We start from the raw sequence: 24,256 nt of genomic DNA, 5'->3' as shown, positions 1-24,256 counted from the left end.
ACCTCCCCTGTCCACGCGGCTCAGCAGACGGGGGTTCCGCCGCCCACTGCACCCTGCCCGCATGGTCGCCGTCAGTCGACCCCGCCGCCCGCGGCCACCATTCGCGCCGCCGCACGTCCCGCGCGGGCCCGGGTCACCAGGCGGGGCGGGCGGCCGGGTCGAGGGCGAGGTCCCGGAGCTGCTCCGGGGTGAGCACGAACCGCCCGTCACGGCTGTGCAGCCCGACCACGATCCAGGTACCGTCGGGGTACAGGACGTCGACCCGCCGGCGTTGGATTACACCCCCACCCCGCCCTTCGTGCGAGACGGCTGCGGTCTCCCGGACGCGCGCGCCGTCCGGCCCCGTCGACAGGCCGCACGAATCGACCCTCTGCTTCCCGCAGTCCATGACGTCGCGGTTCAGGCCCGGCTGCGGCTCGGCCAGGGCCCGGACGGACAACTCGTTGCCGAACGCGCCGGCGGGGTCCACCGGGTAGGCGCGCACCGAGAAACCGACGTTGCGGAAGTCTTCGGACGCAATTCCGACCGGTGCGTCGCCGGCCGGTCCCGTGGGGAAGACGCCGCCGCGTACCACGGTCGGTTCCACCCACCGGGCTCCCGACGCCCGCGCGACGAGGGCCGCCGCCACCGCGTCCCGGTAGCGCTCGGCCGCCTCCGTGGGCAGCCTCTGGTTGCTCTTGCGGTGCGGGGGCCGCGAGGCGGTTGCCGGGGCCGCCGGCTGCGTGTCCGGACGGTCGACCACCAGGCCCGCGCCCAGCACCAGCGCGAGGACCCCGCCGGCCGCCGAGGCGTACGCCCCGAGCCGGCGGGTGCGGACCAGCCGGCGCTGCCGCAGGATCAACCCGTCCAGGTCGATCGAGGAGGGCGGCGCGTCGCCGATCGCCGCGTCGAAGATCTCCCGGTACGTCACGCGAACCTCCCCGTGCTCAGGGCCGGCTGGTCAGCGGCCAGCAGGCGTAGCGATTCCAGTGCTCTGGCGGCCTGGCTCTTCACCGTGCCGGTGGTGATGCCGAGGATCTGCGCGGTCTCCTCCACGGAGAGGTCGCAGTAGTAGCGCAGCACCAGCACGGCGCGCCGCCGCTCGGGCAGCTTCCCGAGCAGGTCGAGGAGCAGCTCCCGGTCGGCCAGGTCGGGCTCGGTGTCCGGCGCGGCGTCGTCGGGGACCTCGTCGGTGCTGCGTTCACGCCGCCACGGCCGCCGTCGCTCGTCCAGCCAGGCGCGCGTGAGCACCTGCCGGACGTACGCGTCGACGTTCTCCGCCGCGCGGACCCGGGTCCAGGCCCGGTAGAGCTTGCCCAGGGTGATGGAGACGAGGTCGTCGGCGGTGTGCCAGTCCCGGCAGAGCAGGTACGCCGTGCGGCGCAGATGCTCCAGCCGGGCCTCGACGAACTGCCGGTACTCGTCCTCGTCGGCCGACTTCACGCGTTCCGCCTTCGTCGCCTCATGCCCAGGGGACGGAGCGCGGGGCCGGGCGGGTTGCCCGGCTCAGCGTTTGCGGGGCAGGTTGCCGGCTCAGCGCTCCAGGATCGCGGTCACGCCCTGGCCGCCGGCGGCGCAGATGGAGATCAGGCCCCGGCCGCTGCCCTTGTCGGCGAGCAGCTTCGCCAGGGTCGCCACGATCCGGCCGCCGGTGGCCGCGAACGGGTGCCCGGCCGCCAGCGACGAGCCGTTGACGTTCAGCTTCTCCCGGTCGATGGCGCCGAGCGGGGCGTCCAGTCCCAGCCGGTCCTTGCAGAACTCCGGGGACTCCCAGGCGGCGAGGGTCGCCAGCACCTGCGAGGCGAACGCCTCGTGGATCTCGTAGAAGTCGAAGTCCTGGAGGGTCAGCCCGGCCCGGGTCAGCATCCGCGGCACCGCGTAAGCGGGGGCCATCAGCAGCCCCTCGTCGCCGTGCACGAAGTCGACGGCGGCGGTCTCCGACCAGGAGAACCACGCCAGCACGGGCAGGCTGTGCGCGCGGGCCCACTCCTCGCTGGCCAGCAGCACCGTCGAGGCGCCGTCGGTCAGCGGTGACGAGTTGCCGGCCGTCATGGTCGCCGCCTCGGCGTCGGGCCCCTTCGCGCCGAAGACCGGCTTCAGGGCGTTGAGCCGCTCCAGACTGGTGTCGGGGCGCAGGTTCGCGTCCCGGGTCAGCCCGAGGTACGGCGTCAGCAGGTCGTCGAAGAACCCCCGGTCGTACGCGGCGGCGAGCCGCTGGTGCGAGCGCAGCGCCAGCTCGTCCTGCGCCTGCCGGTCGATCTGCCAGCGCAGCGCCGTGCGGGCGGCGTGCTCCCCCATCGACAGCCCGGTACGCGGCTCCGCGTTGCGCGGGATCTCCGGCTTGAACGGCTGGGTGGGGCGCAGCTTCGCGGCGATCCTCAGCCGCTCGCCGAGGGTGCGGGCGCTGTTGAGCCGGAGCAGCGTGCGGCGCATCTCCTCGTTGACGGCGAGCGGCGCGTCGGACGTGGTGTCCACGCCGCCGGCGATGCCGACGTCGATCTGCCCGAGGGCGATCTTGTTGGCGACCAGGATGGCCGCCTCCAGCCCGGTGCCGCAGGCCTGCTGGATGTCGTACGCGGGGGTGTGCGGGTCGAGCTTCGAGCCGAGCACCACCTCGCGGGTCAGGTTGAAGTCCTTCGCGTGCTTGAGCACCGCGCCGGCCACCACCTCGCCGACGCGCTGGCCGGCCAGGCCGAACCGGGCGACGAGCCCGTCCAGCGCGGCGCCCAGCATGTCGGCGTTCGACGCGCTGGCGTACCGCGAGTTGGACCGCGCGAAGGGGATGCGGTTGCCGCCGATGACCGCCACCCGCCGGATGCTCTGCACGATCCCGCCTCCTCGAAAGACTTGCCCTCAACCTACTCGCCAGTAGGCTACGCCTATGACCGACAGGTACGCGAGCTTCGTCCGATCGGGGGCCGGCCGCACGCTGGTCAAGCGCCTCGGGCTGCCCGACCCGCCGCGACTGCGCCGGCACACCCCCGGCGATCCCATCGTGCCCGGCCCCGTCCTGCTGGGCGCCGCGACCGGCGGCCGGCTCGCCGAGCGGGCCGGCAAGGTCCTGACCGCCGCCGGGGTCGAGCTGCGCGATCCCGCCGCCGTGGAGTCCACCGAGCGCTTCGCCGCCCTGGTGTACGACGCCACCGGCATCACCGACTCCACCGAGCTGCGCCAGCTGTACGACTTCTTCCACCCGCGCGCCCGGTCGGTGCTGCCCAGCGGCCGGGTCGTCGTGCTCGGCACCCCGCCCGACGAGTGCGGCTCCCCCCGGGAGGCGACCGCCCAGCGGGCCCTGGAGGGGCTGACCCGCAGCATCGGCAAGGAGTTCGGCCGGGGCGTCACCGCCCAGCTCGTCCACGTGACGAAGGACCCGGACGCCGGCACCTGGACCAGCGTGGAGGCGACCCTGCGGTTCCTGCTCTCGGGCCGGTCCGCGTACGTCTCCGGGCAGGTGGTCCGGGTCGGCGCCGGCACGGCCGGGGCGCCGGCCGACTGGGACCGCCCGCTGGACGGGCAGGTCGTCCTGGTCACCGGGGCGGCCCGGGGCATCGGCGCGGCGCTGGCCCGGGTGCTGGCCCGCGACGGCGCCCGGGTCGTCGCGCTGGACATTCCGGCGGCCGGGGACGAGCTGGCGGCGGTCGCCAACGAGATCGGCGGCACCGCCGTCCAGCTCGACCTGACCGCCCCCGACGCCCCGCAGCGGCTCGCCGAGCACCTGGCCGAGCGGCACGGGCGGGTCGACGTGGTCGTGCACAACGCCGGGATCACCCGTGACAAGACCCTCGGCCGGATGGACGCCGACCGGTGGGACTCGGTGCTCGACGTCAACCTCTCCAGCCAGGAGCGGATCAACGACGTGCTGCTGGAGCGGGAGCTGATCCCGGCCGGCGGCCGGATCGTCTCGGTCTCCTCGATCGCCGGCATCGCCGGCAACCGGGGCCAGACCAACTACGCCACCAGCAAGGCGGGCGTGATCGGGCTGGTCGAGTCGCTCGCCCCGGCGCTTCGTGAACGGCAGATCAGCGTCAACGCGGTCGCCCCCGGTTTCATCGAGACCCGGCTGACCGCGCGCATCCCGCTGGTGATCCGCGAGGCGGGCCGGCGGATGAACAGCATGTCCCAGGGCGGGCTGCCGGTGGACGTCGCCGAGACCATCGGCTGGCTGGCGTGGTCGGCCTCCGGCGCGGTCAGCGGCAACGTCGTCCGGGTCTGCGGCCAGAGCCTGCTGGGGGCGTGATGGCGAGGAGAGGACAACCGGCGCCGGAGCCGGACGACCTGTCGGTGCACGAGCTGATCGACGGCCCGACCGAGATCCTGTCGCAGGACACCCTGGACGCGATCCGCGGGCCGGCGGCGTCCGGCCACGACCTGAGCCTCGAAGAGACGCACGACCTCTCCGCCTCCGCCGCCGAGGCGACGCGGGACCTCTCGGGCGGGGGCCCGGCCGGGACGGGTGCCCGCGAGCGCGTCGAGCTGCCCCGGATGCCGGCGGCCGGGGCGCTCTACCGGCGGGCGCTGCTCGGCGCGCTGCCCGGCCTCGGCGGTGGGCGGCGGTCGGCGGGCCTCCCGGCGGTCGAGCTGGCCGTCGGCGGGATCGCCGTCGACCGGACGCACCTCGCCGACTACGACCGGGTCTGCGGGTTCCGGCTCACCGACCGGCTGCCCGCGACGTTCCCGCACGTCATGGGCTTCCCGCTGGCGCTGCGGCTGATGACCGCGCCGGAGTTTCCCATCCCGCTGACCGGCGTGGTGCACGTCGGCAACCGGATCACCGTGCACCGCCCGGTCACCGCCGACGAGACCCTCGACTTCCGCGCGTACGCCGAGAACCTGCGCCCGCACGACCGGGGGCGGCAGGTCGACGTGGTGCTGGTCGGCTCGGTCGACGGGGCGGAGGTCTGGCGCGGCGTCTCGACGTACCTCGGCAGGGAGGGCAAGCGGGGCGGCGGCGGGCGGCGCGAGCAGGCCGGACGGCCCACGACGCCGGCCGGCTCTGCCCGCTGGCGGGTCGATCCCCGCGTCGGTACGGACTACGCGCGGGTCTCCGGCGACCACAACCCGATCCACACCTCCCGCCTCGGCGCGCGGCTGTTCGGCTTCCCCCGGCCGATCGCGCACGGGATGTGGAGCAAGGCCCGTTGCCTGGCCGCGTTGGAGAACCGGCTGCCGGACGCCTACACGGTCGAGGTGGCCTTCAAGCTGCCCGTGCCGCTGCCGAGCACGGTGAGCTTCGGCCTGCTGCCGGACGGCGGGTTCGCCCTGCACGACTCGCGCGGCCGACCGCACCTGGCGGGCCTCGTGCGCTGAGGCGCCCCCGCCGGAGCTGAGTACGCCCCTGCCGAATCCCGTCCCGGACTTGGCAGGGGCGTTCTCGTGCGCTAAGTTCTTCTCATATCGAGATGTTCTCAGAATGAGAGAGACATGGTTGACGAGCAGGACTTCCTGGCCGCGTACGACCCCGGGGCCTACCCGTCGGTCGCCGTGACCGTCGACGTGGTGGCGCTGACCATTCGGGACGGCGCGCTGCACCTGCTGCTGATCCGGCGCGGCCAGCCGCCCTTCGAGGGGCGGTGGGCGCTGCCCGGCGGCTTCGTCCGCCCCGACGAGGACCTCACCGCCGGCGCCCGCCGGGAGCTGGCCGAGGAGACCGGGCTCGGCGGCGAGGGGCTGCGCCGCGTACACCTGGAGCAGTTGGGCAGCTACGGCACCCCCGACCGCGACCCGCGCATGCGCGTCGTCTCGGTCGCCCACCTCGCGTTCGCCCCCGACCTGCCCGACCCGGCCGCCGGCACCGACGCCGACGAGGCCGGCTGGCTGCCGGTGACCGCGCTGGCCAACCGGCAGCTCGCCTTCGACCACGGCCGGATCATCGAAGACGCGCTGGAGCGGGCCCGGTCCAAGCTGGAATACACCCCGCTCGCCACGCGCTTCCTCGCCGGCGAGTTCACGATCAGCGAGCTGCGCGCCGTCTACGAGACGGTCTGGGGCCACCCGCTGCACGCCGGCAACTTCCACCGCAAGGTGCTCTCGGTGCCGGGCTTCGTCGAGAGCACCGGCACCAGCACCGAGCGCGGCGGCGCCCGGGGCGGCCCCCGCGCCAAGCTCTACCGGGCCGGCGACGCCCGGCTGCTGCACCCGGCGCTGCTGCGCCCCGCCCGGGAGGAGACGGTCCGATGAGGACCGCCGAAGCCGTCCGCCTGGTCGCGGCGGCCCGCACCGACGCCGACCTGTTCGGCACGGACCAGCCGGCCCGGCGCTACCGCGAGCTGGTCGCGGCCCTGCACCCCGACCGCCTGCCGGCCGACCCGGCGGTACGCGCCGAGGCCACCGACGCGTTCGTCCAGGTCACCACCCGCTGGCGGGCCCGGCAGGTCACCGTCCTCGGCGACTACCGACTCGGCACGCCGGCCTACTCGGGCGACCTGGCCGACCTCTACGACGTCGGGGCCGATCGGCTGCTCAAGCTGCCCCGGCGACCCGCCGACAACGACCTGATGGCCCGCGAGGCGAACGCCCTGCGCACCATCGCCGAGCGCGGCGACCCGCGCTACCTGCCGTACGTGCCCCGGCTGGTCGAGGACTTCCGGCACCTCGACGCCGCGACCGGCGCCGAACGGCGGATCAACGTGCTCGCCACCGCGCCTGGCCTGCACGACCTCGACGAGGTCCGGCGCGCGTACCCGGACGGGCTCGACGCCCGCGACGTGGCCTGGATGTGGCGCCGGCTGCTGGTGGCGCTCGGCCTGGCCCACGGGGCGGGCATCGTGCACGGCGCGGTCCTGCCGCCGCACGTGCTGATCGAGCCGGACGGGCACGGCGTGGTGCTTGTCGACTGGTGCTTCTCCGCCCCCGTCGGCGGCACTGTCCCCGCGCTGGTGCCCGGCTACGACGCGAACTGGTACCCCGACGAGATCCCCCGCAAGCGGCCCTGCGGGCCGGGCACCGACATCGCCATGGCCAGCGGATGCATGAGCTGGCTGATGGGGCCGCGCGCGCCCCGCGAGCTGGACGCCTTCGCGCGGGGCTGCCGCCAGCGGGCCCTGGACGCCCGGCCCGACGACGCGTGGCGGCTGCTGCGCGAACTGGACGAGGTGCTGGACCGGCTCTACGGGCCACGCACCTTCCGACCCTTCACCCTCAACCCGTAAGGAGCTGTCATGGGCAGTGGAATGTGGTCCACCGACGTGTACGACGCCGCCGACCGCTACCGCCGGAAGACCGGCAAGAGCGCGTTCTCCTACAGCGACAGCGGGGCGCGCAAGGTGCACCCCGCCCTCGACCCGCGCGACACGACGCGCGAGAGCCGCGACTCCGACGAGCACCCCCGGTCGACGCCCATCGCGGTGCTCTTCGACGTCACCGGCTCGATGCGCAACGTGCCGCGCGTCCTGCAGACCAAGCTGCCGCAGCTGCTCGGGCTGCTGCAACGGCAGGGCTACGCCAGCGACCCGCAGATCATGTTCGGCGCGATCGGTGACGCCACCTGCGACCGGGTGCCGTTGCAGGTCGGCCAGTTCGAGTCGGACAACCGGATGGACGACGACCTCGGCCGGATCGTCCTGGAGGGCGGCGGCGGCGGGCAGATGACCGAGTCGTACGAGCTGGCCATGTACTTCATGGCCCGGCACACCGTGACCGACTCCTGGGAGAAGCGTGGCCGGCGCGGCTACCTGTTCATCATCGGCGACGAGCTGGCGTACCCGCAGGTGAAGGCCCGGGAGGTGGCCCGCGTCGTCGGCGACGACGTGCGCGAGGACGTGCCGCTGCGGCAGGTCGTCGACGAGGTGACCCGCCGCTGGGACACCTACTACCTGCTCCCCGCCGGCAGCCACTACTCCGGCAACGCCAAGGTGCTCGACTTCTGGCGGGACCTGCTCGGGCAGAACGCCGTCGTGCTGGACGACCTCGACGCGGTCTGCGAGACGATCGCGCTCACCATCGGGCTCGGCGAACAGGCCATCGACCTGGACGAGGGCCTGCGCGACCTCGACCGGGCCGGCTCGGGCGCCACCGGCACCGTCTCCAAGGCGCTGGCCCGCCTGCGCGGGGGGCGGCGCGCCGAGGTGTCGACGCTGCCCGCGTTCCGCGACACCGGCGGCGAGGTGACCCGGCTGTGAACCACGTGACGGCGGTCGGCGGCGGCTGCGGCAGCTCCGGCTGCGGCTGCCGCTGCGGCGGCGGGGAGGTCCGGTGAGCAGGCACGTCGCGGTGGTGGACCTCGGCTACGGCGACGCTGGCAAGGGCACGGTCGTGGACTGGCTCTGCGCCACCCGGCCCGTGCACACGGTGGTCCGCTTCAACGGGGGCGCGCAGGCGGCGCACAACGTCGTGCTGCGCGACGGCCGGCACCACACGTTCGCGCAGTTCGGCGCCGGCACGTTCCACCCCGGCGTCCGTACGCACCTGTCGCGGCACGTGGTGGTGGACCCGCTGGCGCTGGCCGCCGAGGCCGACCACCTCGCCTCGGTCGGGGTGCCCGACGCGCTCGACCGGCTGACCGTCGACGGGGAGGCGCTGCTCGCCACCCCGTACCACCGGGCCGCGAACCGGGCCCGGGAGATCGCCCGGGGAGCCGACCGGCACGGCTCCTGCGGGCTCGGGGTGGGCGAGACCGTCGCGTACGGTCTCGCCCACCCCGACGAGGCGCCCCGGGTGGCCGACTGCGCCGACCCGGCGCTGCTGCGGCGGCGGCTGACCGCCCTGCGGGACCGGTTGACCGCCGAGCTCGGCCCGCTGGACGCGCCGCCCGTCGCCGACTGCCTGCCCGCGTTCACCGGCTTCGCCGGGCGGGTCGCGATCGTCGACCGGAGCTGGCTGGCCGGGGCGCTGCGGGCCGGCACCTGCGTCTTCGAGGGCGCGCAGGGGGTGCTGCTCGACGAGTGGCACGGCTTCCACCCGTACACGACGTGGAGCACCACCACCTTCGCCAACGTGGACGGCCTGCTCGCCGAGGCGGGCCAGGCCGGCGACGTCACCCGGATCGGAGTGCTGCGCGTGGTCACCACCCGGCACGGGCCCGGCCCGCTGGTGACCGAGGACCCGGCCCTGCCGCTGGCCGACCCGCACAACCCGACGAACCCGTGGCAGGGCCGGTTCCGGTTCGGCCACTTCGACGCGGTCGCCCACCGGTACGCCCTCGCCGCGGCCGGCGGGGTCGACGGCCTGGCGCTCACCCACCTCGACCTCGCCGGCCCCGGGCTGCGGATCTGCCGCCGCTACGACAGCACCGACCGGCTCACCCCGGGCCCGCCCGGCGACCTGAACCGGCAGGCCGCGCTCACCGCCCGCCTGCTGCGCGCCCGCCCCGTGTACGACGACGCCCCGCCGCCCGACTGGACGGCGGCGGTGCGGGAGGAGCTGGGCGCGCCCGTGGTGCTGACCTCCCGGGGGCCCACCGCCGACGACAAGACGCCGCACGGCCCGCTGCTCGCCCCGCGCCCCCTCGCACCGGCCGGAACGCCCGCCGAGGCGTCGGTGTGACGCCGGGCCGCGCCGGAGTCCCGAGCGGGTCGATCCGGCGACTCGACCACCGGGCGGGTCGCACCCGGCGAGCATGGGAGGCATGGAGTCCGTGCTCGACCTGCTCCGGCAGCTGGTCGCCTCACCGTGGGTGTACCTGCTGATCTTCGGGCTCACCGCGGTCGACGCGTTCTTCCCCGCCGTACCCGGCGAGACGGCCGTGATCACCGCCGCGGTGCTCGCCACGGGCGGCAACCCCGACCTGGGGTGGGTGATCGTCGCCGCCGCGCTCGGGGCATGCGTCGGCGACCACGTCTCGTACGCCATCGGGCGCGGCGGCGGCGCGAGCCGGCTCGCCCGCTTCCCGGCGGACAGCCGGCGCCGGGCCAGCTCCGAGTGGGCCCGTCGGGCGGTGCACCAGCGCGGCGGGCTGATCCTGACCACGTCCCGGTACGTCCCCGGTGGCCGGACGGCGGTCACCCTCACCATGGGCGCGGTCCGCTACCCGCTCCGGTCGTTCCTGCTCTTCGACGCCATCGCGGCGGTGAGCTGGGCGCTCTACTGCACCCTGCTCGGCTACTTCGGCGGGCTGGCCTTCGAACGCGACCCGGTCAAGGGCATCCTCGCCGGCGTGGGCCTCTCGCTGGCGATCACCCTGCTGCTGGAGTCCGCCCGCTGGCTGTACCACCGCCGGCGCCGCGCCACATCCCACCGCTGAACGCGCGACCGTGGAGCCGCCGCCGCTCAGCCGGGGGTGACCCGTGGGTGCCAGGTGACGCCGTGCAGGAGTTGACCGGCACCGAGCCAGGCGACGTTCATCATCCGGGTGGCGGTCTTCTCCGGGTCGGCCTCCGGGTGGTCGGCGAGCCAGTCCGCCAGCGACTCGGTCGCCCCCACCAGGGCGTACGCGACGACCTCCAGGTCGGTCTCGCCCACCTCGCGGCCCTCGGCGCGCAGCGCGTGGTCGAGCATCCCGGCGACCACCTCGACCAGCCGGGCCCGCATGCCGGCCAGCTCGCCGGCGAAGGGCTGCTCGCCCCGGGCCTGCCGGTAGAGCACCGCCCATCCGTCGCGGTGCGCCCCGACGAAGCCGAAGAAGGCGCGAAGCCCGCGCCAGAGCCGCTCGTCGGCAGGCAGCTCGGGGGCGGCCGCCCCGGCGATGGCCTGCATCATCCGGGTGCCCTCCCGGTGCAGGCAGGCGACGAAGAGTTCTTCCTTCGTGCCGAGGTACGCGTAGACCATGGGCTTGGAGATGCCGGCGTCCTCGGCGATCTCGTCCATGCTGGCCGCGTGGAAGCCCCTGCGTGAGAACACTTTCACGGCCGCGTCGAGCATCTGCTGCTCGCGTACGGCGCGGGGGAGGCGCTTGAAGGTGGGTGGGGTGGACACCTTGCGAGCATACCTACTCGCCCGTAAGGTTACGCACGAGTAGCCAATACCCGGAAGGTGCAGCCCCATGACTGACTTCGACCCGGCCAACTTCGCGAACGTCGGCCCCAAGGAGTTCGCCCAGCTGGTCAAGTCCACCCCGGACGACAAGATCGCCGAGGTGATGTCCGGCGACCTGCGCGGCAAGATCCTCGGCGAGGTCTTCGGCCGGATGCCGCAGCTCTTCCGCGCCGACCGGGCCGGCTCGACCAACGCGGTCATCCACTGGAACATCACCGGCCGTCCCGACGGGGGCACCGACACCTACGAGGTGGTCGTCGCCGACGGCGCCTGCACCGTCAACGAGACCCCGCAGCACGACCCGAAGCTCAGCCTCACGATGGGCCCGGTCGAGTTCCTGAAGATCGTCTCCGGTGGCGCGAACCCCGTCATGATGTTCATGACCGGCAAGCTCAAGGCCAAGGGCGACCTGGGCCTGGCCGCCAACATCGCCAACCTGTTCGACATCCCCAAGGCCTGACATGGCCGAGTTCTCGCTAGACCTGAACGAGGAACAGCGGGATCTGCGCGACTGGGTGCACGGCTTCGCCGCCGAGGTCGTGCGCCCGGCCGCGGCCGAGTGGGACGCCCGGGAGGAGACCCCCTGGCCGATCATCCAGGAGGCGGCGAAGGTCGGCCTCTACGGCTTCGAGTTCCTCGCCACCTGCTGGGCCGACCCCACCGGCCTCTCCCTCCCGATCGCCAGCGAGGAACTCTTCTGGGGTGACGCCGGCATCGGGCTGGGCATCTTCGGCACCTCCCTCGCGGTGGCCGCGATCTACGGCGCCGGCACCCCCGACCAGATGGTCGAATGGGTGCCGCAGTGCTTCGGCACCGTCGACGAGCCGGCCGTCGCCGCGTTCTGCACCACCGAGCCCGAGGCCGGCTCCGACGTCGGCGCGATGCGCACCCGGGCCGTCTACGACGAGGCGAGCGACGAGTGGGTGCTCAGCGGGCAGAAGGCGTACGCCACGAACGGCGGAATCGCCGGGGTGCACGTGGTCACCGCCTCGGTCGACCCGACGCTCGGCTCCCGCGGGCAGGCGGCGTTCGTCGTACCGCCGGGCACCGCCGGCCTGGCCGCGACCCGCAAGCTACGCAAGCTGGGCCTGCGCGCGTCGCACACCGCCGACGTCTTCCTCGACGACGTACGCGTGCCGGGGCGCTGCCTGCTCGGCGGCCGGGAGGCCCTGCTCGAACGACTCGACCGGGCCCGCTCCGGCAAGCGCGTCTCGGGCCAGGCCGCGATGCGCACCTTCGAGCTCTCCCGACCCACCGTCGGCGCGCAGGCGCTGGGCGTGGCCCGGGCCGCCTACGAGTACGCCCTGGACTACGCGAAGGAGCGGGTCCAGTTCGGCCGCCCGATCATCGAGAACCAGGCGGTCGCGTTCGCGCTGGCCGACATGAAGATGGAGATCGACGCCGCCCGGCTGCTGGTCTGGCGGGCCTCCTGGATGGGCCGCAACAACCGGCCCTTCACGGCCGGCGAGGGCTCGATGTCCAAGCTGAAGGCCGGTGAGGTGGCCGTCTCCGTCACCGACAGGGCCGTGCAACTGCTCGGCGGGGCCGGCTTCCTGCGGGACCACCCGGTCGAGCGCTGGTACCGGGACGCCAAGATCTACACCATCTTCGAGGGCACCTCCGAGATCCAGCGGCTGGTCATCTCCCGGGCCATCTCCGGCGTCCAGATCCGCTGACCGACCGCCGGCGCCGGCGCCGTCCAGGGGGCCGCACCAGGCCCGGACGTCCGCCGCGCCCGTACCGCTGCGCGCTCGATCTCCAGATCGCCCGCGTGGGGTCCCCGACCCGGGGGCCCCACGCGCACCGCACGAGGAGGCCGCGTCATGGACCTGCCGTTCGTCGTCGCCACCCTGACCCGACGCGGGCTGCTCGCCCCCGGCCGACCGATCCGCGTCGCCTCGCAGCTCCAGGCGCTGCGCAGGTGGGGCTGGAACATCGCCGGCGAGCTGCGCCAGGCCGCCGCCCGCGACCCCGACCGGGCGGCCGTCGTCGACGAGCAGGGCACCGGCCTGACGTACGCCGAACTGCTCGACCGGTCGGAGCAGCTGGCCCGGGGAATGCGGACGGCGCTCGGGGTGCGCCCCGGGGACCGGGTCGGCGTGCTCTGCCGCAACCACCACGGCCTGGTCGAGACGATCGTGGCCGCCACCCTGCTCGGCGGGGACGCGGTGCTGGTCAACACCGGGCTCTCCGCCGGGCAGCTCGCCACCGTCGCGCAGGAGCAGCGGCTGCGGGTGCTGGCGCACGACGCCGAGTTCGCCGACCGGGTCGCCAACCTCCCCGCCGAGGTGCAGCGGCTCGACGAGCGCGCCCGGGAGGCGCTCGTCGTCGGCGCGGTCCCCGGCGAGCTGCGTCCCCCCGAGCGCGACGGCCGGATCATCGTGCTCACCTCCGGCACCACCGGCGTCCCCAAGGGCGCCCGGCGCCCCACCCCGAACGGGTTCGGCCCGCTGGTCTCCATCATCGACCGGATCCCGCTGCACGCCCGGGACACCGTCATGATCGCCGCGCCGCTCTTCCACACCTGGGGGTACGCGGCCCTCCAGGTCTGCTTCGCCCTGCGGGCCACGGTCGTGCTGCACCGCCGGTTCGACCCGGCCGCCACGCTGGCCGCCCTCGTGGCGCAGCGCTGCGACGCGCTCTTCGCCGTGCCGGTGATGCTGCAACGGCTGCTGGAGGTGCCGCCGCCGGACCCCCGTCCCCCGCTGAAGGTGGTCGCGGCCAGCGGTTCCGCGCTGCCGGGCGGCCTCGCCCTGCGGTTCATGGACGTCTACGGCGACGTGCTGCACAACCTCTACGGCTCCACCGAGGTCTCGTGGGCGTCCATCGCCGGCCCCGCCGACCTGCGTGCGGCTCCGACCACCGCCGGCCGCCCGCCGCACGGCACCCGGCTGGAGATCCTCGACGCGGCCGGCGAGCCGGTGCCGGCCGGGCAGGTCGGCCGGATCTTCGTCGGCAACGAGATGCTCTTCGAGGGCTACACCTCCGGGGCCGTCCGGGAGCACCGCGACGGCCTGCTCGACACCGGCGACCTGGGGCGGCTCGACGCCGACGGGCTGCTCTTCGTCGACGGCCGGGCCGACGACATGATCGTCTCCGGCGGGGAGAACGTCTTCCCGGCCGAGGTGGAGGACCTGATCGCCCGGCTGCCGCAGGTACGCGAGGCCGCCGTGATCGGCGTACCGGACCAGGAGTACGGCCAGCGTCTCGCCGCGTTCCTCGCCCTGCACCCCGGCGAGACGCTCGACCCGGAGGCGGTCCGCGAATACGTCCGGCACTACCTGGCCCGGTTCTCCGTACCCCGGGACGTGGTCTTCGTGAAGTACCTGCCCCGCAACGCCACGGGCAAGGTGCTGGCCCGCGAGCTGCGCCGCTACTACGGCTGACCGTTCCCCGCCCGTTACTGCCCGGATGCCCGGCCGCCCCTAGGCTGACGGCACCATGATCGGCTCCGGACCACGCCGCCGTGCCCGTCACCGCCACCATCCCCGTCACCGCCAGCCGGGACCACGGATGGCACCGCTGCTGCTGGTCGAAGCGGCGACCCTGCTCTCCAACACCGGCAACGGGGTGGCCAACATCGCCCTGCCCTGGCTGGTGCTGGAACGTACCGGCAGCGCCACCGCGGCCGGCGTGGTCGCGGCGGCCGCCGCGCTGCCGATGCTGCTGTCCGGCCTCGTCTCCGGCACCATCGTGGACCTGCTCGGCCGGCGGCGTACGGCGCTGGTCTCCGACACGCTCTCCGCCGCCTCGGTCGCCGCGATCCCCGTGGTCGACGCCCTGCTCGGGCTGAACCTCGGCTGGATCGTGGCGCTGGCCGTGCTCGGCGCGGTGTTCGATCCGGCCGGGCTGACCGCCCGGGAGACGCTGCTGCCGGCCGCCGCACAGGCCGCCCGCTGGCGGATCGAACGGGCCAACGGGGTGCACGAGGCGGTCTGGGGGCTCGCCTTCCTGATCGGGCCCGGCGTCGGCGGCATCCTCATCGCCGCGATCGGCCCCGGCCCGACGCTCTGGGTCACCGCCGCCGGGTTCGCGCTGGCCGTCGTGATGATCGCCGCCGTCCGGCTGCCCGGGGCCGGCCGCCCCGAACGCCCCCCGGAGGGCCTGTGGCAGGGCACCGCCGAGGGGCTGCGGTTCGTCTGGCGGGACAAGCTGCTGCGTACCATCGCCCTGCTCACGATGGTGCTGGCCGCGCTCTACCTGCCTGTCGAGGGCGTGCTGCTGCCGGCGTGGTTCGTGGCCCAGGGAGAGCCCGCCCGGCTCGGCGCGATCCTGATGGCGATGAGCGCCGCGGGCGTGATCGGAGCGCTCGCCTCCAGCGCGGCGGGGCGGCGGGTCCGTCGCCGCACCCTGCTGGTGGCCTCCCTGCTGGTCATCGGGGTGTCGCTGGTCGGCCTGGCCACCCTGCCCCCGTTCCCGGCCATGATCGGCTTCGCCGCCGGGATCGGGCTCGCGTACGGGCCGGTCAACCCGCTGTCCAACTACGCCATGCAGACCCGCACCCCGGAACGCCTGCGCGGCCGGGTGGTCGGGGTGATGACCTCGTTCGCGTACGCGGCCGGCCCGGCCGGTTACCTGCTCGCCGGGCCGCTGGTGGAACGGATCGGGCTACGCCCCGCGTTCCTGGCGCTGGCCGGGGCGCTGCTGCTGGCGGTACTGGTCGCCGCGCCGCTGCCGGTGCTGCGGGCGCTGGACGATCCACCTCGCTACCCGCCCGCCCCGCCCGGCAGCCCGGGCGACCGGGCGGAGGAGCTCGTGCCCCTCAACGGCCAGTACGCCTCCGCAACGCGCCGGGACACGCCCCGCGTACAGGGGCGCGTCCGGGTCGAGGGACTGTGGACGCCCGCCACGCACCGGGACGCGCCCGTGCGGGGGTGACGGCCCCGGGTCAGGGATGCAGCGTCAGCCCGGGCGCAGCGGTTCCAGCCGCGCCCCGACGTACTCGCGGTAGCCCTCGATGTCGGCAGGCGATCCCGCCGCCTCCTCGCCGCACCGCTCAGACGGAGACGAGGCGGGTGTGGGTTGCCCGGTCAGCCCGGAATCGTGATCCGACCCTCGACGGCGGCGGAGGCGATGTCGGTGCGGTGGTGCGAGCCGGCCAGCTCCACCCCGGCGACCAGCGCGTACGCGGCGTCCCGGGCGGCAGGCAGGTCGGCGCCCGTGGCGGTGGCGCAGAGCACCCGGCCGCCGGAGGAGAGCAGCGCCCCGTCGGCGCCCCGTCGGGTGCCGGCGTGGATGATCCCCGGCCCCTCGCCCCCGGTGATCACGTCGCCGGTGCGCGGGGCGGCCGGGTAGCCCTCGGCGGCCACCACGACCGTGACGCCGGCACCGTCGCGCCAGCGCAGCGGCGGGTGCCCGGCCAGCGTGCAGGTCGCGGCGGCGTGCAGCAGCCCGGCCAGCGGGGTCTCCAGCAGCGCCAGCACCACCTGCGTCTCCGGGTCACCGAAGCGGGCGTTGAACTCGATCACCCGGGGGCCCTCGGCGGTGATCGCCAGCCCGACGTAGAGCAGCCCCGCGAACGGGGTGCCCCGCCGGGCCATCTCCGCCAGGGTCGGGTGCACGACGTCGCGCATGACCTCGTCGACAAGTCCGGACGGCGCCCAGGGCAGCGGCGCGTACGCCCCCATGCCGCCGGTGTTCGGGCCGGTGTCGCCGTCGCCGACCCGCTTGAAGTCCTGCGCCGGCAGCAGCGGCACCGCCGCCTCGCCGTCGGTGACCACGAAGAGGGAGACCTCCGGGCCGGACAGGTATTCCTCGACGACGACCCGGCCGCACTCCTCGGCGTGCCGCAGCGCGGCGGCGCGGTCGTCGGTCACCACGACGCCCTTGCCGGCGGCGAGCCCGTCGTTCTTCACCACGTACGGCGCGCCGAACTCGTCCAGCGCCCTGCCGGTGCTCTCCGCGTCCGTGCAGGTGTACGCGCGGGCGGTCGGTACGCCTGCGGCAGTCATGACGTCCTTGGCGAACGTCTTCGAGCCCTCCAGCCGGGCCGCCTCGGCGGACGGCCCGAACGCGGCGATCCCCTTGGCGCGTACGGCGTCGGCGACACCGGCCACCAGCGGCGCCTCCGGCCCGATCACCACCAGGTCGGCCCCGGTCTCCACCGCCAGCGCGGCAACGCCCGCCGGATCGCACGGATCGACGGCCCGCACCGAGGCGACCGAGGCGATCCCGGGATTACCGGGCGCCGCGATCAACTGCTCGACGGCCGGATCCGCAGCCAACCCGAGCGCGAGCGCATGCTCCCGCCCCCCACCACCAAGAAGAAGAACCCGCACACCGGCATCCTACTGACCCCCACCCCCCCACCCCGTTGATCATGAAGTTGTTGTCGCGACACGCCGACGCGGACGGCAACAACTTCATGATCAACGGAGCCGGGCGGCGGCGATGGCCTGGCGGACGGTGTGGGGGATGTAGGCGGGGTCCAGGGTGTCGGCCCAGGTGAAGCGCAGCACCGTCCAGCCGGCGTTGACCAGACGGTTCTGCCGGCGGCGGTCGGCGTGGACGGCCTCGGGGGTGCCGTGCGGGCCCCGTCCGTCGGCTTCGGCGATCACCCTCGGGCCCCGCCACCCGAGATCCCCGATCCCGAGCAGGTACCCGTCGTCGTCGCGCACCTCGAGCTGGAGGGCGTCCGGTGACACCCGGCCGTCGACGCAACGCAACCTCGTCCGGGTCTCCAGCGGGGACTGCGCCCGACCGTCCGCCTCCGCCAGGCGGGAGCGCGCCGCCACCGCGCCGCGCCGGCGTCTGATCATCCGCGGTACGGCGAGCAGATCATCGTCGGTGACGAGCCCACGGTTCAGCGCGGAGTCCAGCACGCAGACCGCCGCGTAGCGGTCTTCCCGGAGGACCAGGTCGGCGACGGTCCGCAACGGTGAGGTGACGGGGATGCCGTCGACCCGGACCAGTTGCCCCGGCGCGACCGTCAACTGGTGCACCACCACGTCGGGACTGGCCAGTCGGGCGGGCTTCGCGACCGGACCAGGCATCGACAGGTGGATCACCTCAGTCGCCCGGGGGCCCGCGATGCCGTGCAGCTCGGCGGCCGTTGTCAGGACGGCGGCGGCACGCGTACCGAAGGATGCGACAGCCGCCCTGATCCGCGCCCGTCGCGGGATGCCGTCATAGCGGTCGGCATCGACGAGGTAGCCACCACGGATCACCGCACGCCAGCGACCGGATCGACAGAGCCGATGTACCTCGTGCACCGAGAGCCCGGCCGCACGCGCCTGCGCCAACGTCACGATGCCGTCGCGCGCACCAGCCATCAACCGTACGACCGCCAGCGGACTCGTCTCCACACCGAACGACTGTCCCGCCAGCCGAAGACCGACGAAACCCCCTGTGGATAACCCACCCGCTCCCTGTGGACAACCCCCACGGCCTCACCCGCCCCACCCGGCCCTCACCCAGCCTCCGCCCGCCCCTACAGCCCCGTTGATCATGAAGTTATTGGTGCGACACGCCGGTGCCGAAGACAACAACTTCATGATCAACGGGGTGGGGGGCGGGTGAGGGGTTGGGGGTTGGGGTTAGGGGAGGAGGGGGTGGCGGAGGACGTTTTCCTCGCGGCCCGGGCCCACGCCCACGACGCTCACCCTGGTGCCGCAGAGTTCCTCGATGCGGGCGACGTAGCGGCGGGCGTTCTCCGGGAGTTCGTCCTCGGTCCTCGCCTTGGTGATGTCCTCCCACCAGCCGTCGAGCTCCTCGTAGATCGGAGTCGCGTGGTGGAAGTCGGTCTGGGTCATCGGCATGTCGTCGAAGCGCTCGCCGTTGATCTCGTACCCGACGCAGATCGGCACCTTCGGCAGGCCGGTGAGCACGTCCAGCTTGGTGACGACCAGGTCGGTGACGCCGTTGAGGCGGCAGGCGTACCGGGCGACGACGGCGTCGAACCAGCCGCAGCGCCGCTCCCGGCCGGTGGTGGTGCCGTACTCGTGGCCGATCTTGCGCAGGTGCTGCCCGTTGTCGTCGAAGAGCTCCGTCGGGAACGGCCCGCTGCCGACGCGCGTGGTGTACGCCTTGCTGACCGCGATCACCTTGCTGATCGCGGTCGGCGGGATGCCGGCGCCCACGCAGGCCCCGCCGGCCGTCGGGTTCGACGAGGTCACGAAGGGGTACGTGCCGTGGTCCATGTCGAGCATGGTGGCCTGGGCGCCCTCCAGCAGGACGGTCTCGCCGCGGTCCAGCGCGTCCCAGAGCATGACCCGGGTCTCGGCGATGTACGGCTTGAGCCGCTCCGCGTACCGCAGGTATTCCTCGACGGTCTCCTCGACGTCGATCGCCTTGCGGTTGTAGATCTTGAACAGGAGCTGGTTCTTCTCGCGCAGCGCCAGTTCCAGCTTCTTGCGCAGGATGCCCGGGTCGAGCAGGTCCTGCAGCCGGATGCCCATCCGGGCGACCTTGTCCCCGTACGCGGGGCCGATGCCCCGGCCGGTGGTGCCGATGCGGGAGCTGCCGAGGTAGCGCTCGACGACCCGGTCGAGGGCCCGGTGGTGCGGCATGATCAGGTGCGCGTCGCCGGAGATCCGCAGGCGGCTGACGTCGACACCGCGCTCGGCGAGCCCGTCGATCTCGGCCAGCAGCACCTTCGGGTCGACCACGACACCGTTGCCGATGACGATCATCGCGCTCGGGGAGAGCGCACCCGACGGCATCAGGTGCAGCGCGTACTTCTGGCCGTCCGGCGTGATCACCGTGTGGCCGGCGTTGTTGCCGCCGGAGTAGCGCACGACGTAGTCGACCCGCCCACCCAGCAGGTCGGTAACCTTGCCCTTGCCCTCGTCGCCCCACTGGGCACCGAGGAGCACGATCGCTGGCATCTCTTCGCCTCCAGAAGGCTCGGGTGCCAGGTGGCGACCGGTCAGCGAGCCCGGGGTGTCAGGCTAACAAGTAGTGGCGGCGCGGCCGGCAGGGGTCGCGTCGGGAGGCAGGAGGCCTTTCCGTGTACGACGTGGTGCTGCTCACCCTCGGCTCGGACCGCGACGCGTCCGGCGGGGCCTGCGGCAGCGGCGGCTGCGGCGCGGCGCCTCAGGAGGGGGCCGTCCCGACCGCCGCCGACGCGACCGACGGCACGACGACCGACGTTGGCGCCCCCGCCAGCGGCACGACCGACGGCGGCACGACAGCCAGCCGCGCGACGGCCGACGCCTGCGCCCCCGCCGGTGGCGCGACGGCCGACGCCTGCGCGGCCGGTGACGCTACGGCCGACGGGCGCTGCGACACCCCGCGGGTGCCGGTGCTGGCCTGCGCGGACGCGCTCACCGCCCGGGGCGCCCGGGTCGAGACGGTCACCGCCCGCTCCGACGCCGAGATCGACGAGGTGCTGGCCCGGTTCGACGGCCCGCCCCGCCCGGACGGCCTCACCTGGCCCGACCCGGACTCCAAGGCCCGGCTCGTGGTCGCCGCGGCCAGCGACGCCCAGTTGCGCGCCGTCGTGCGCCGGCTCGTCCGGCGGTACGCCCCACCGCCCAGCCGCCGTCCCGACGACCTGCCCGGCAACCGGACGGTGCCTGACCTGCCGCCGATCGGCGTACTCCCGCTCGATCCGGCACGGGGCACGACGCACCGTGACCTGGCGGCGCAGCTCGGGCTGCCCCGCGACCCGGCGGCGGTGGCCGCCGCGGTGCTGGACGGCACGCCCCGCCGGCTCGACCTGCTGCGCAACGACGGCGGCTCGGTGACCCTGGACGGCGCGCTCCTCGGCGCCGCCGACGACAGCGGCCGGCCGCTGCACTGGCGCGGACGGGTGGAGGTGGACGACGCCGTGCTCTCGAACGGCGACGATCCGCTGCTGGCCTGCGCGATCGGCAACGCGGGCGGGTACGCCCGGCTCGACGACGTGGCCCTGCTCGGCGACCCGGACCCGACGGACGGGCTGGTCGAGGTGGCGGTCGCCGTTCCCGTGGTGACCCGCTCGGCGTTGGGCAGGAAGCGGGTCCGGCTGGAGGTACGACGCGCCCGGGGGCGGGCCGTGGCCGTGCTGCCCCGCGAGGGGAAGGTCCCGTTCCTCGACGACGGGGCCGAGGGCGAGCTGAGCCGGAAGCGGTCCTGGTGGACCGAGCCGGGTGCCTGGGCGGTCTGGGCGGGCTGACCTCGGCGTCCCCGACGCGACCGACGCGGCCGGCCCGCGACGGCCGACCCGGCGCGGTCACTGGGCCTATCCTCGGCAGGAGGAATGGGGAGGAACCGTGGTGGACGAGAACGTCGACCGGGTCCACGGGCCCGGCCAGCAGCCGATGCCGGAGCGGGACATCGAACCACTCTGGCCGCCGGAGCAGATCGACGGCACCGACACACCGCCCTGGGCGTCGACTGCCGCGCCCGCGTCCCCCGTCCCGCCCCAGGGCCGGCCGGGTCACCCACCCTCGCCGGCCGACTACCCGTCCCTGCACGGCGGGGTGCCGCTCCCCGACGCGGGGGCGACCGCCCCGCAGGGCGCGAACACCGGCTGGTCGCCCCCACCACCCGCACTCCCGGGCCACCCTCAGGCCGCAGTCCCGGGGCCCTCACCGGCCGCGATCCCCGGACCTCCACCGGCCGCGATCCCAGGGCCTCCGCCCACCGCAGCCCCGGGGCCTCCGCCAACAGCAGTTCCGGGACCTCCACCGGCCGTGGCTCCTGGGCCTCCGCATGCCGCCGCCTCGGGCCGTCCAGCGACCGGGGCCCCGGCCCGTCCACCGGTCGAGGCCTCTGGTCCCCCACCGGCCACGGCGGGGGGATGGGGGCCGGACGCCTCGGCCTGGGCACCGCCGACGCCCACCGCGCAGGCCACACCGGCCACCCCGAACGCCCCCACGGGCCCGACGGTCCCGCCGGTCCCGATCCCAGGCCCGAGCCCGACCCCAGGCCCGAACTCGACCTCTGGCCCGACCCCGGGCCCAGGCCTCGGCGCGGTCGGTGCGCCTGCCCCCGGCTCTGCCGGCGACCGCATGGCGGTCGGGGCGGGCAGAGGTCCGTCGGTGGCCGCCGGAGGTGGCGTACCGGCTCCTCGGGCTCCGCAGACCGGGCCCGCCCCGGTCGACCTCGACATGCCATTCAGCCTCGACCAGCCGGTCGTACCGGTTCCGGTGGCGTCCCCGCAGCCCGTGGGCACCGCCCGGACCGACACAGCGCCGGCCAACTCGACTCGTCCCAGCGGTCCGGGCGAGCCGGCCCAGGGGTTCGCCAAGCGGCAGGACGGTGCCTCGCCGGACGCCACGGCCGACGCCTTCCCGGATGGTCGGCCGTCGTCCCACGACACGGCGCCCGGCCCCGGCGGATCCGCCGGGGCTGACGGCCTCCACCGGACCGGCGACGCCCCGACGGCCGGCTCGCCGGCTATGGGCGGGAACGGGACCGGCGGCCCGGCGAACGGGAGCATCATCAGCAGCCCTGCGAATGGGAGTAGCGGCGTCCCGACGGAGGGCAGTGCCGGCGGCCCGGCGGATGACGGTGTCGGCGACCCGGCGAAGGGCAGTGCCGGCGGGCCGACCGATGACGGTTCCGGCGGTCTGACGCACGGGAGTGCCGGCGGTCCGACGCACGGGGGTGCCGGTAGTGCCGCGAATGACGGTGCCGGCGCTCCCGCGAACGGGGGTGCCGGCGGGGCGGCGACGGGCGGCGGCCAGGCCAACGGCGGCGGGGCGCGGATGCCGGCCGAGTCGCCGTGGGCGCAGCCGCCGCAGCGGCCCGCCACGGCGGCCGTCGAGCCCGGACCGGGACCCGGCGCGACCGATCCCGCGCCCACGCACCAGGGCGCCGCGCTCCGACGGACCCTCCACCACCAGCAACCGGCCCAGCCAGGCCCGGCCGGCCAGGCCCTCCCCCCGCCGGATCCGGCCGACCAGGGCCCACTCCAGCAGGCCCCGCCCCTGGCGGGTGCACCCCAGGTGCCGTTCCCACGCGATTCGGCTGGGCAGGGCGTGCCGGTCAGCCCCACGCCGAGCCCTGCGCCGAGCCCCGGGCGCGAGCCGGCGACGCCACGGCAGAGCTTCGAACCCGCCCCGGCAACGACACAGCAGAGCTTCGAACCCGCCCCGGCGACGACACAGCAGGGCCTGGGACCGGACCATGCGGCGGCGCAGCAGGACTTCGGGGCCGACCCGACGCCACAGCAGGACTTCGGGGCCGACCCGGCGGCGGCACAGCAGTCCGCGCCGCCCGGGCCCTACCCACCGCAGCAGGGCGGCCCCTACCCGGCGCAGCAGGGCGGTCCGCCGGGGCCGTACCCGCCGCAGCAGGGCCCGACGCCGCCCGGGCCGTACCCGCCCGGCTGGTATCCGCCGCCCTGGCAGCAGGCCGTTCCGGGGGGCCACGCCCCGGCTCCGCAGCAGGCGTACCAGCCGGCGGAGGGGGTCGTCGCGGTGCCGCCGGCACAGCCCGACCCGAACTGGCGCCCGGCGATCACCGACCCGCCGACGGCCGAGGACTTCGCGCGCCGCCGGCAGGTCCGGCCCGCCGACCCGGTGGCCACGATGGGCGTACGGGCGGTGGCCAACCGGATGGGGCTGCGGCTGCCGCCAGGGCGGCACGAGCAGGAGATGCGGCGGGACATCGAGACGGTACGCCGCAACTTCGGCGGGCTGCGCCAGGTGACCGTGGTGAACCCGAAGGGCGGGGCCGGCAAGACGGTGGCCATCCTGCTGCTGGCGATGACGTTCGGCCAGAAGCGCGGCGGCTACGTGCTGGCCTGGGACAACAACGAGACCCAGGGCACCCTCGGGATGCGCGCCCAGCAGGACTTCCACTCCCGTACGGTGCGGGACATGCTGCGGGACCTGGGCCAGTTCCAGGGCGCGCACGGGCGGGTGGGCGACCTGTCGCAGTACGTCCGCTCGCAGGGCGAGGGGATGTTCGACGTCCTCGCCTCGGACGAGTCGGCCACGGGTGGCGAGATGCTCACCGCCGCCGCCTTCGCCGAGATCCGCGAGGTGGTCAGCCGGTTCTACAAGTTGATCTTCGTGGACACGGGCAACAACGTCCGGGCCCAGAACTGGCAGGCCGCCATGGACGCCACCGACCAGTTGGTGGTCACCATGTCGGCCCGCAACGACTCGGCGGAGACGGCCGCCCGGATGCTGGACCACCTGGAGCAGAGCGGCCGGCAGCGGCTGGTACGGCAGGCGGTCACCGTGGTCTCCATGCCGCCGTCGCGCAAGGAGATCGACCTGCCGGCGATCCAGGAGCACTTCGCGGCGCGCACCCGGGCGGTGCTGCTCGCGCCGTACGAGCGGCTCATCGACACCGGCGAGCCGATCCGGTACGGGGGGCTCTCCGCGGCCGCGCGGGACGCCTGGCTGAAGATCGCCGCCGCCGTCGCGGAGGGGCTGTAGGCCCTCGCCCGGCGCGGCGGGATGGTGGACTTGGACGAGCCGACGGCCGGCGG

At 74.7% G+C, this 24,256-nt stretch carries 20 protein-coding genes and 1 pseudogene; 13 read left to right on the top strand and 8 right to left on the bottom strand.

The window, feature by feature from the left end:
* Positions 1 to 133 precede the first annotated feature (133 nt).
* From OG989_RS08065 to OG989_RS08055, 3 genes are all read right to left on the bottom strand, one after another.
* A complete protein-coding gene (locus OG989_RS08065) occupies positions 134 to 910 on the bottom strand; it encodes a hypothetical protein (protein WP_327030150.1) in 777 nt (258 codons plus the stop codon).
* A complete protein-coding gene (locus OG989_RS08060) occupies positions 907 to 1,422 on the bottom strand; it encodes a SigE family RNA polymerase sigma factor (RefSeq protein ID WP_151455565.1) in 516 nt (171 codons plus the stop codon). Before OG989_RS08060 ends, OG989_RS08065 begins: the two co-directional genes overlap by 4 nt.
* A 90-nt stretch (positions 1,423 to 1,512) precedes the next feature.
* Positions 1,513 to 2,805, bottom strand: coding sequence for an acetyl-CoA C-acetyltransferase (locus tag OG989_RS08055; RefSeq protein ID WP_327030149.1), 1,293 nt, complete (start codon positions 2,803 to 2,805; stop codon positions 1,513 to 1,515).
* Between the two features lie 55 nt (positions 2,806 to 2,860).
* On the opposite strand from OG989_RS08055, the gene OG989_RS08050 reads away from it, so the two are divergent.
* The 7 genes from OG989_RS08050 (at position 2,861) to OG989_RS08020 (ending at position 10,156) form a co-directional block, all read left to right on the top strand.
* A complete protein-coding gene (locus OG989_RS08050) occupies positions 2,861 to 4,216 on the top strand; it encodes a 3-oxoacyl-ACP reductase (RefSeq protein WP_327030148.1) in 1,356 nt (451 codons plus the stop codon).
* Positions 4,217 to 4,461: 245 nt separating this feature from the next.
* The gene (locus OG989_RS08045) at positions 4,462 to 5,286 is read left to right on the top strand and encodes a MaoC/PaaZ C-terminal domain-containing protein (protein WP_225852295.1); all 825 of its coding nucleotides are present in this window, start codon (positions 4,462 to 4,464) and stop codon (positions 5,284 to 5,286) included.
* A gap of 114 nt (positions 5,287 to 5,400) precedes the next feature.
* Positions 5,401 to 6,156 (top strand): NUDIX hydrolase, encoded by a 756-nt coding sequence (locus OG989_RS08040; protein WP_151455561.1) that lies wholly within the window; start codon positions 5,401 to 5,403, stop codon positions 6,154 to 6,156.
* Positions 6,153 to 7,127 carry a J domain-containing protein gene (locus tag OG989_RS08035; RefSeq protein WP_327030147.1) on the top strand — a complete coding sequence of 325 codons (975 nt, stop codon included), beginning with the start codon at positions 6,153 to 6,155 and terminating at the stop codon, positions 7,125 to 7,127. The genes OG989_RS08040 and OG989_RS08035 overlap by 4 nt, the downstream gene beginning before the upstream one ends.
* A gap of 9 nt (positions 7,128 to 7,136) precedes the next feature.
* Positions 7,137 to 8,096: a hypothetical protein gene (locus OG989_RS08030; protein ID WP_327030146.1), complete on the top strand. Its 960-nt coding sequence runs from the start codon at positions 7,137 to 7,139 to the stop codon at positions 8,094 to 8,096.
* A 73-nt stretch (positions 8,097 to 8,169) separates the two neighbouring features.
* A complete protein-coding gene (locus OG989_RS08025; RefSeq protein WP_327030145.1) occupies positions 8,170 to 9,459 on the top strand; it encodes an adenylosuccinate synthetase in 1,290 nt (429 codons plus the stop codon).
* A gap of 82 nt (positions 9,460 to 9,541) precedes the next feature.
* Complete coding sequence (locus OG989_RS08020; RefSeq protein WP_151455557.1) at positions 9,542 to 10,156, top strand: DedA family protein; 615 nt, start codon at positions 9,542 to 9,544, stop codon at positions 10,154 to 10,156.
* A gap of 26 nt (positions 10,157 to 10,182) precedes the next feature.
* On the opposite strand, the gene OG989_RS08015 is transcribed toward OG989_RS08020, so the two are convergent.
* Positions 10,183 to 10,827 (bottom strand): TetR/AcrR family transcriptional regulator, encoded by a 645-nt coding sequence (locus OG989_RS08015; RefSeq protein WP_151455556.1) that lies wholly within the window; start codon positions 10,825 to 10,827, stop codon positions 10,183 to 10,185.
* 67 nt (positions 10,828 to 10,894) lie between these two features.
* Here OG989_RS08015 and OG989_RS08010 point away from each other — a divergent pair, with 67 nt between their 5' ends.
* The 4 genes from OG989_RS08010 (at position 10,895) to OG989_RS07995 (ending at position 15,765) form a co-directional block, all read left to right on the top strand.
* Positions 10,895 to 11,347 carry an SCP2 sterol-binding domain-containing protein gene (locus OG989_RS08010; RefSeq protein ID WP_151455555.1) on the top strand — a complete coding sequence of 151 codons (453 nt, stop codon included), beginning with the start codon at positions 10,895 to 10,897 and terminating at the stop codon, positions 11,345 to 11,347.
* 1 nt (position 11,348) lies between these two features.
* A complete protein-coding gene (locus OG989_RS08005; protein WP_151455554.1) occupies positions 11,349 to 12,563 on the top strand; it encodes an acyl-CoA dehydrogenase family protein in 1,215 nt (404 codons plus the stop codon).
* 147 nt (positions 12,564 to 12,710) lie between these two features.
* Complete coding sequence (locus OG989_RS08000) at positions 12,711 to 14,273, top strand: AMP-binding protein (RefSeq protein ID WP_327030144.1); 1,563 nt, start codon at positions 12,711 to 12,713, stop codon at positions 14,271 to 14,273.
* A gap of 127 nt (positions 14,274 to 14,400) precedes the next feature.
* Positions 14,401 to 15,765, top strand: a complete 1,365-nt coding sequence (locus OG989_RS07995; RefSeq protein ID WP_327030143.1) for an MFS transporter — start codon at positions 14,401 to 14,403, stop codon at positions 15,763 to 15,765.
* A gap of 152 nt (positions 15,766 to 15,917) precedes the next feature.
* Here OG989_RS07995 and purD read toward each other — a convergent pair whose 3' ends face one another.
* The 4 genes and pseudogenes from purD to OG989_RS07975 all read right to left on the bottom strand — a co-directional run bounded on the left by purD (position 15,918) and on the right by OG989_RS07975 (position 19,712).
* Complete coding sequence (purD, locus tag OG989_RS07990; protein WP_327030142.1) at positions 15,918 to 17,165, bottom strand: phosphoribosylamine--glycine ligase; 1,248 nt, start codon at positions 17,163 to 17,165, stop codon at positions 15,918 to 15,920.
* Between the two features lie 90 nt (positions 17,166 to 17,255).
* Positions 17,256 to 17,879, bottom strand: a complete 624-nt coding sequence (locus OG989_RS07985) for an endonuclease domain-containing protein (protein WP_327031127.1) — start codon at positions 17,877 to 17,879, stop codon at positions 17,256 to 17,258.
* A 165-nt stretch (positions 17,880 to 18,044) separates the two neighbouring features.
* A pseudogene (locus tag OG989_RS07980) lies at positions 18,045 to 18,158 on the bottom strand (type IV toxin-antitoxin system AbiEi family antitoxin domain-containing protein); the annotation flags it as partial.
* 264 nt (positions 18,159 to 18,422) lie between these two features.
* Entirely contained in the window at positions 18,423 to 19,712 is a 1,290-nt protein-coding gene (locus OG989_RS07975; protein WP_327030141.1) for an adenylosuccinate synthase, read from the bottom strand.
* 122 nt (positions 19,713 to 19,834) lie between these two features.
* Between OG989_RS07975 and OG989_RS07970 the strand changes: the two genes are divergently transcribed.
* Both OG989_RS07970 and OG989_RS07965 read left to right on the top strand, forming a co-directional pair.
* On the top strand, positions 19,835 to 20,983 hold the full coding sequence (locus OG989_RS07970) for a hypothetical protein (protein ID WP_327030140.1): 1,149 nt from the start codon (positions 19,835 to 19,837) through the stop codon (positions 20,981 to 20,983).
* A gap of 1,537 nt (positions 20,984 to 22,520) precedes the next feature.
* The gene (locus OG989_RS07965; protein ID WP_327031126.1) at positions 22,521 to 24,203 is read left to right on the top strand and encodes a chromosome partitioning protein; all 1,683 of its coding nucleotides are present in this window, start codon (positions 22,521 to 22,523) and stop codon (positions 24,201 to 24,203) included.
* Positions 24,204 to 24,256: the final 53 nt, after the last annotated feature.

This window comes from Micromonospora sp. NBC_01740 (assembly GCF_035920365.1).
Taxonomy (GTDB): Bacteria; Actinomycetota; Actinomycetes; order Mycobacteriales; family Micromonosporaceae; genus Micromonospora; species Micromonospora reichwaldensis.
This window is presented reverse-complemented; position numbering and strand designations above follow the sequence as displayed.

Bases quoted from the DNA above. Each gene is read 5' to 3' on its own strand.
- OG989_RS08005 (WP_151455554.1), top strand. From the start codon at position 11,349: ATGGCCGAGTTCTCGCTAGACCTGAACGAGGAACAGCGGGATCTGCGC.
- OG989_RS08020 (WP_151455557.1), top strand. From the start codon at position 9,542: ATGGAGTCCGTGCTCGACCTGCTCCGGCAGCTGGTCGCCTCACCGTGG.
- OG989_RS08040 (WP_151455561.1), top strand. From the start codon at position 5,401: ATGGTTGACGAGCAGGACTTCCTGGCCGCGTACGACCCCGGGGCCTAC.
- OG989_RS07965 (WP_327031126.1), top strand. From the start codon at position 22,521: ATGCCGGCCGAGTCGCCGTGGGCGCAGCCGCCGCAGCGGCCCGCCACG.
- OG989_RS07995 (WP_327030143.1), top strand. From the start codon at position 14,401: ATGGCACCGCTGCTGCTGGTCGAAGCGGCGACCCTGCTCTCCAACACC.
- OG989_RS08010 (WP_151455555.1), top strand. From the start codon at position 10,895: ATGACTGACTTCGACCCGGCCAACTTCGCGAACGTCGGCCCCAAGGAG.
- OG989_RS08035 (WP_327030147.1), top strand. From the start codon at position 6,153: ATGAGGACCGCCGAAGCCGTCCGCCTGGTCGCGGCGGCCCGCACCGAC.
- OG989_RS08050 (WP_327030148.1), top strand. From the start codon at position 2,861: ATGACCGACAGGTACGCGAGCTTCGTCCGATCGGGGGCCGGCCGCACG.
- OG989_RS08030 (WP_327030146.1), top strand. From the start codon at position 7,137: ATGGGCAGTGGAATGTGGTCCACCGACGTGTACGACGCCGCCGACCGC.
- OG989_RS08045 (WP_225852295.1), top strand. From the start codon at position 4,462: ATGCCGGCGGCCGGGGCGCTCTACCGGCGGGCGCTGCTCGGCGCGCTG.
- OG989_RS08000 (WP_327030144.1), top strand. From the start codon at position 12,711: ATGGACCTGCCGTTCGTCGTCGCCACCCTGACCCGACGCGGGCTGCTC.
- OG989_RS07975 (WP_327030141.1), bottom strand. From the start codon at position 19,712: ATGCCAGCGATCGTGCTCCTCGGTGCCCAGTGGGGCGACGAGGGCAAG.
- OG989_RS07985 (WP_327031127.1), bottom strand. From the start codon at position 17,879: ATGCCTGGTCCGGTCGCGAAGCCCGCCCGACTGGCCAGTCCCGACGTG.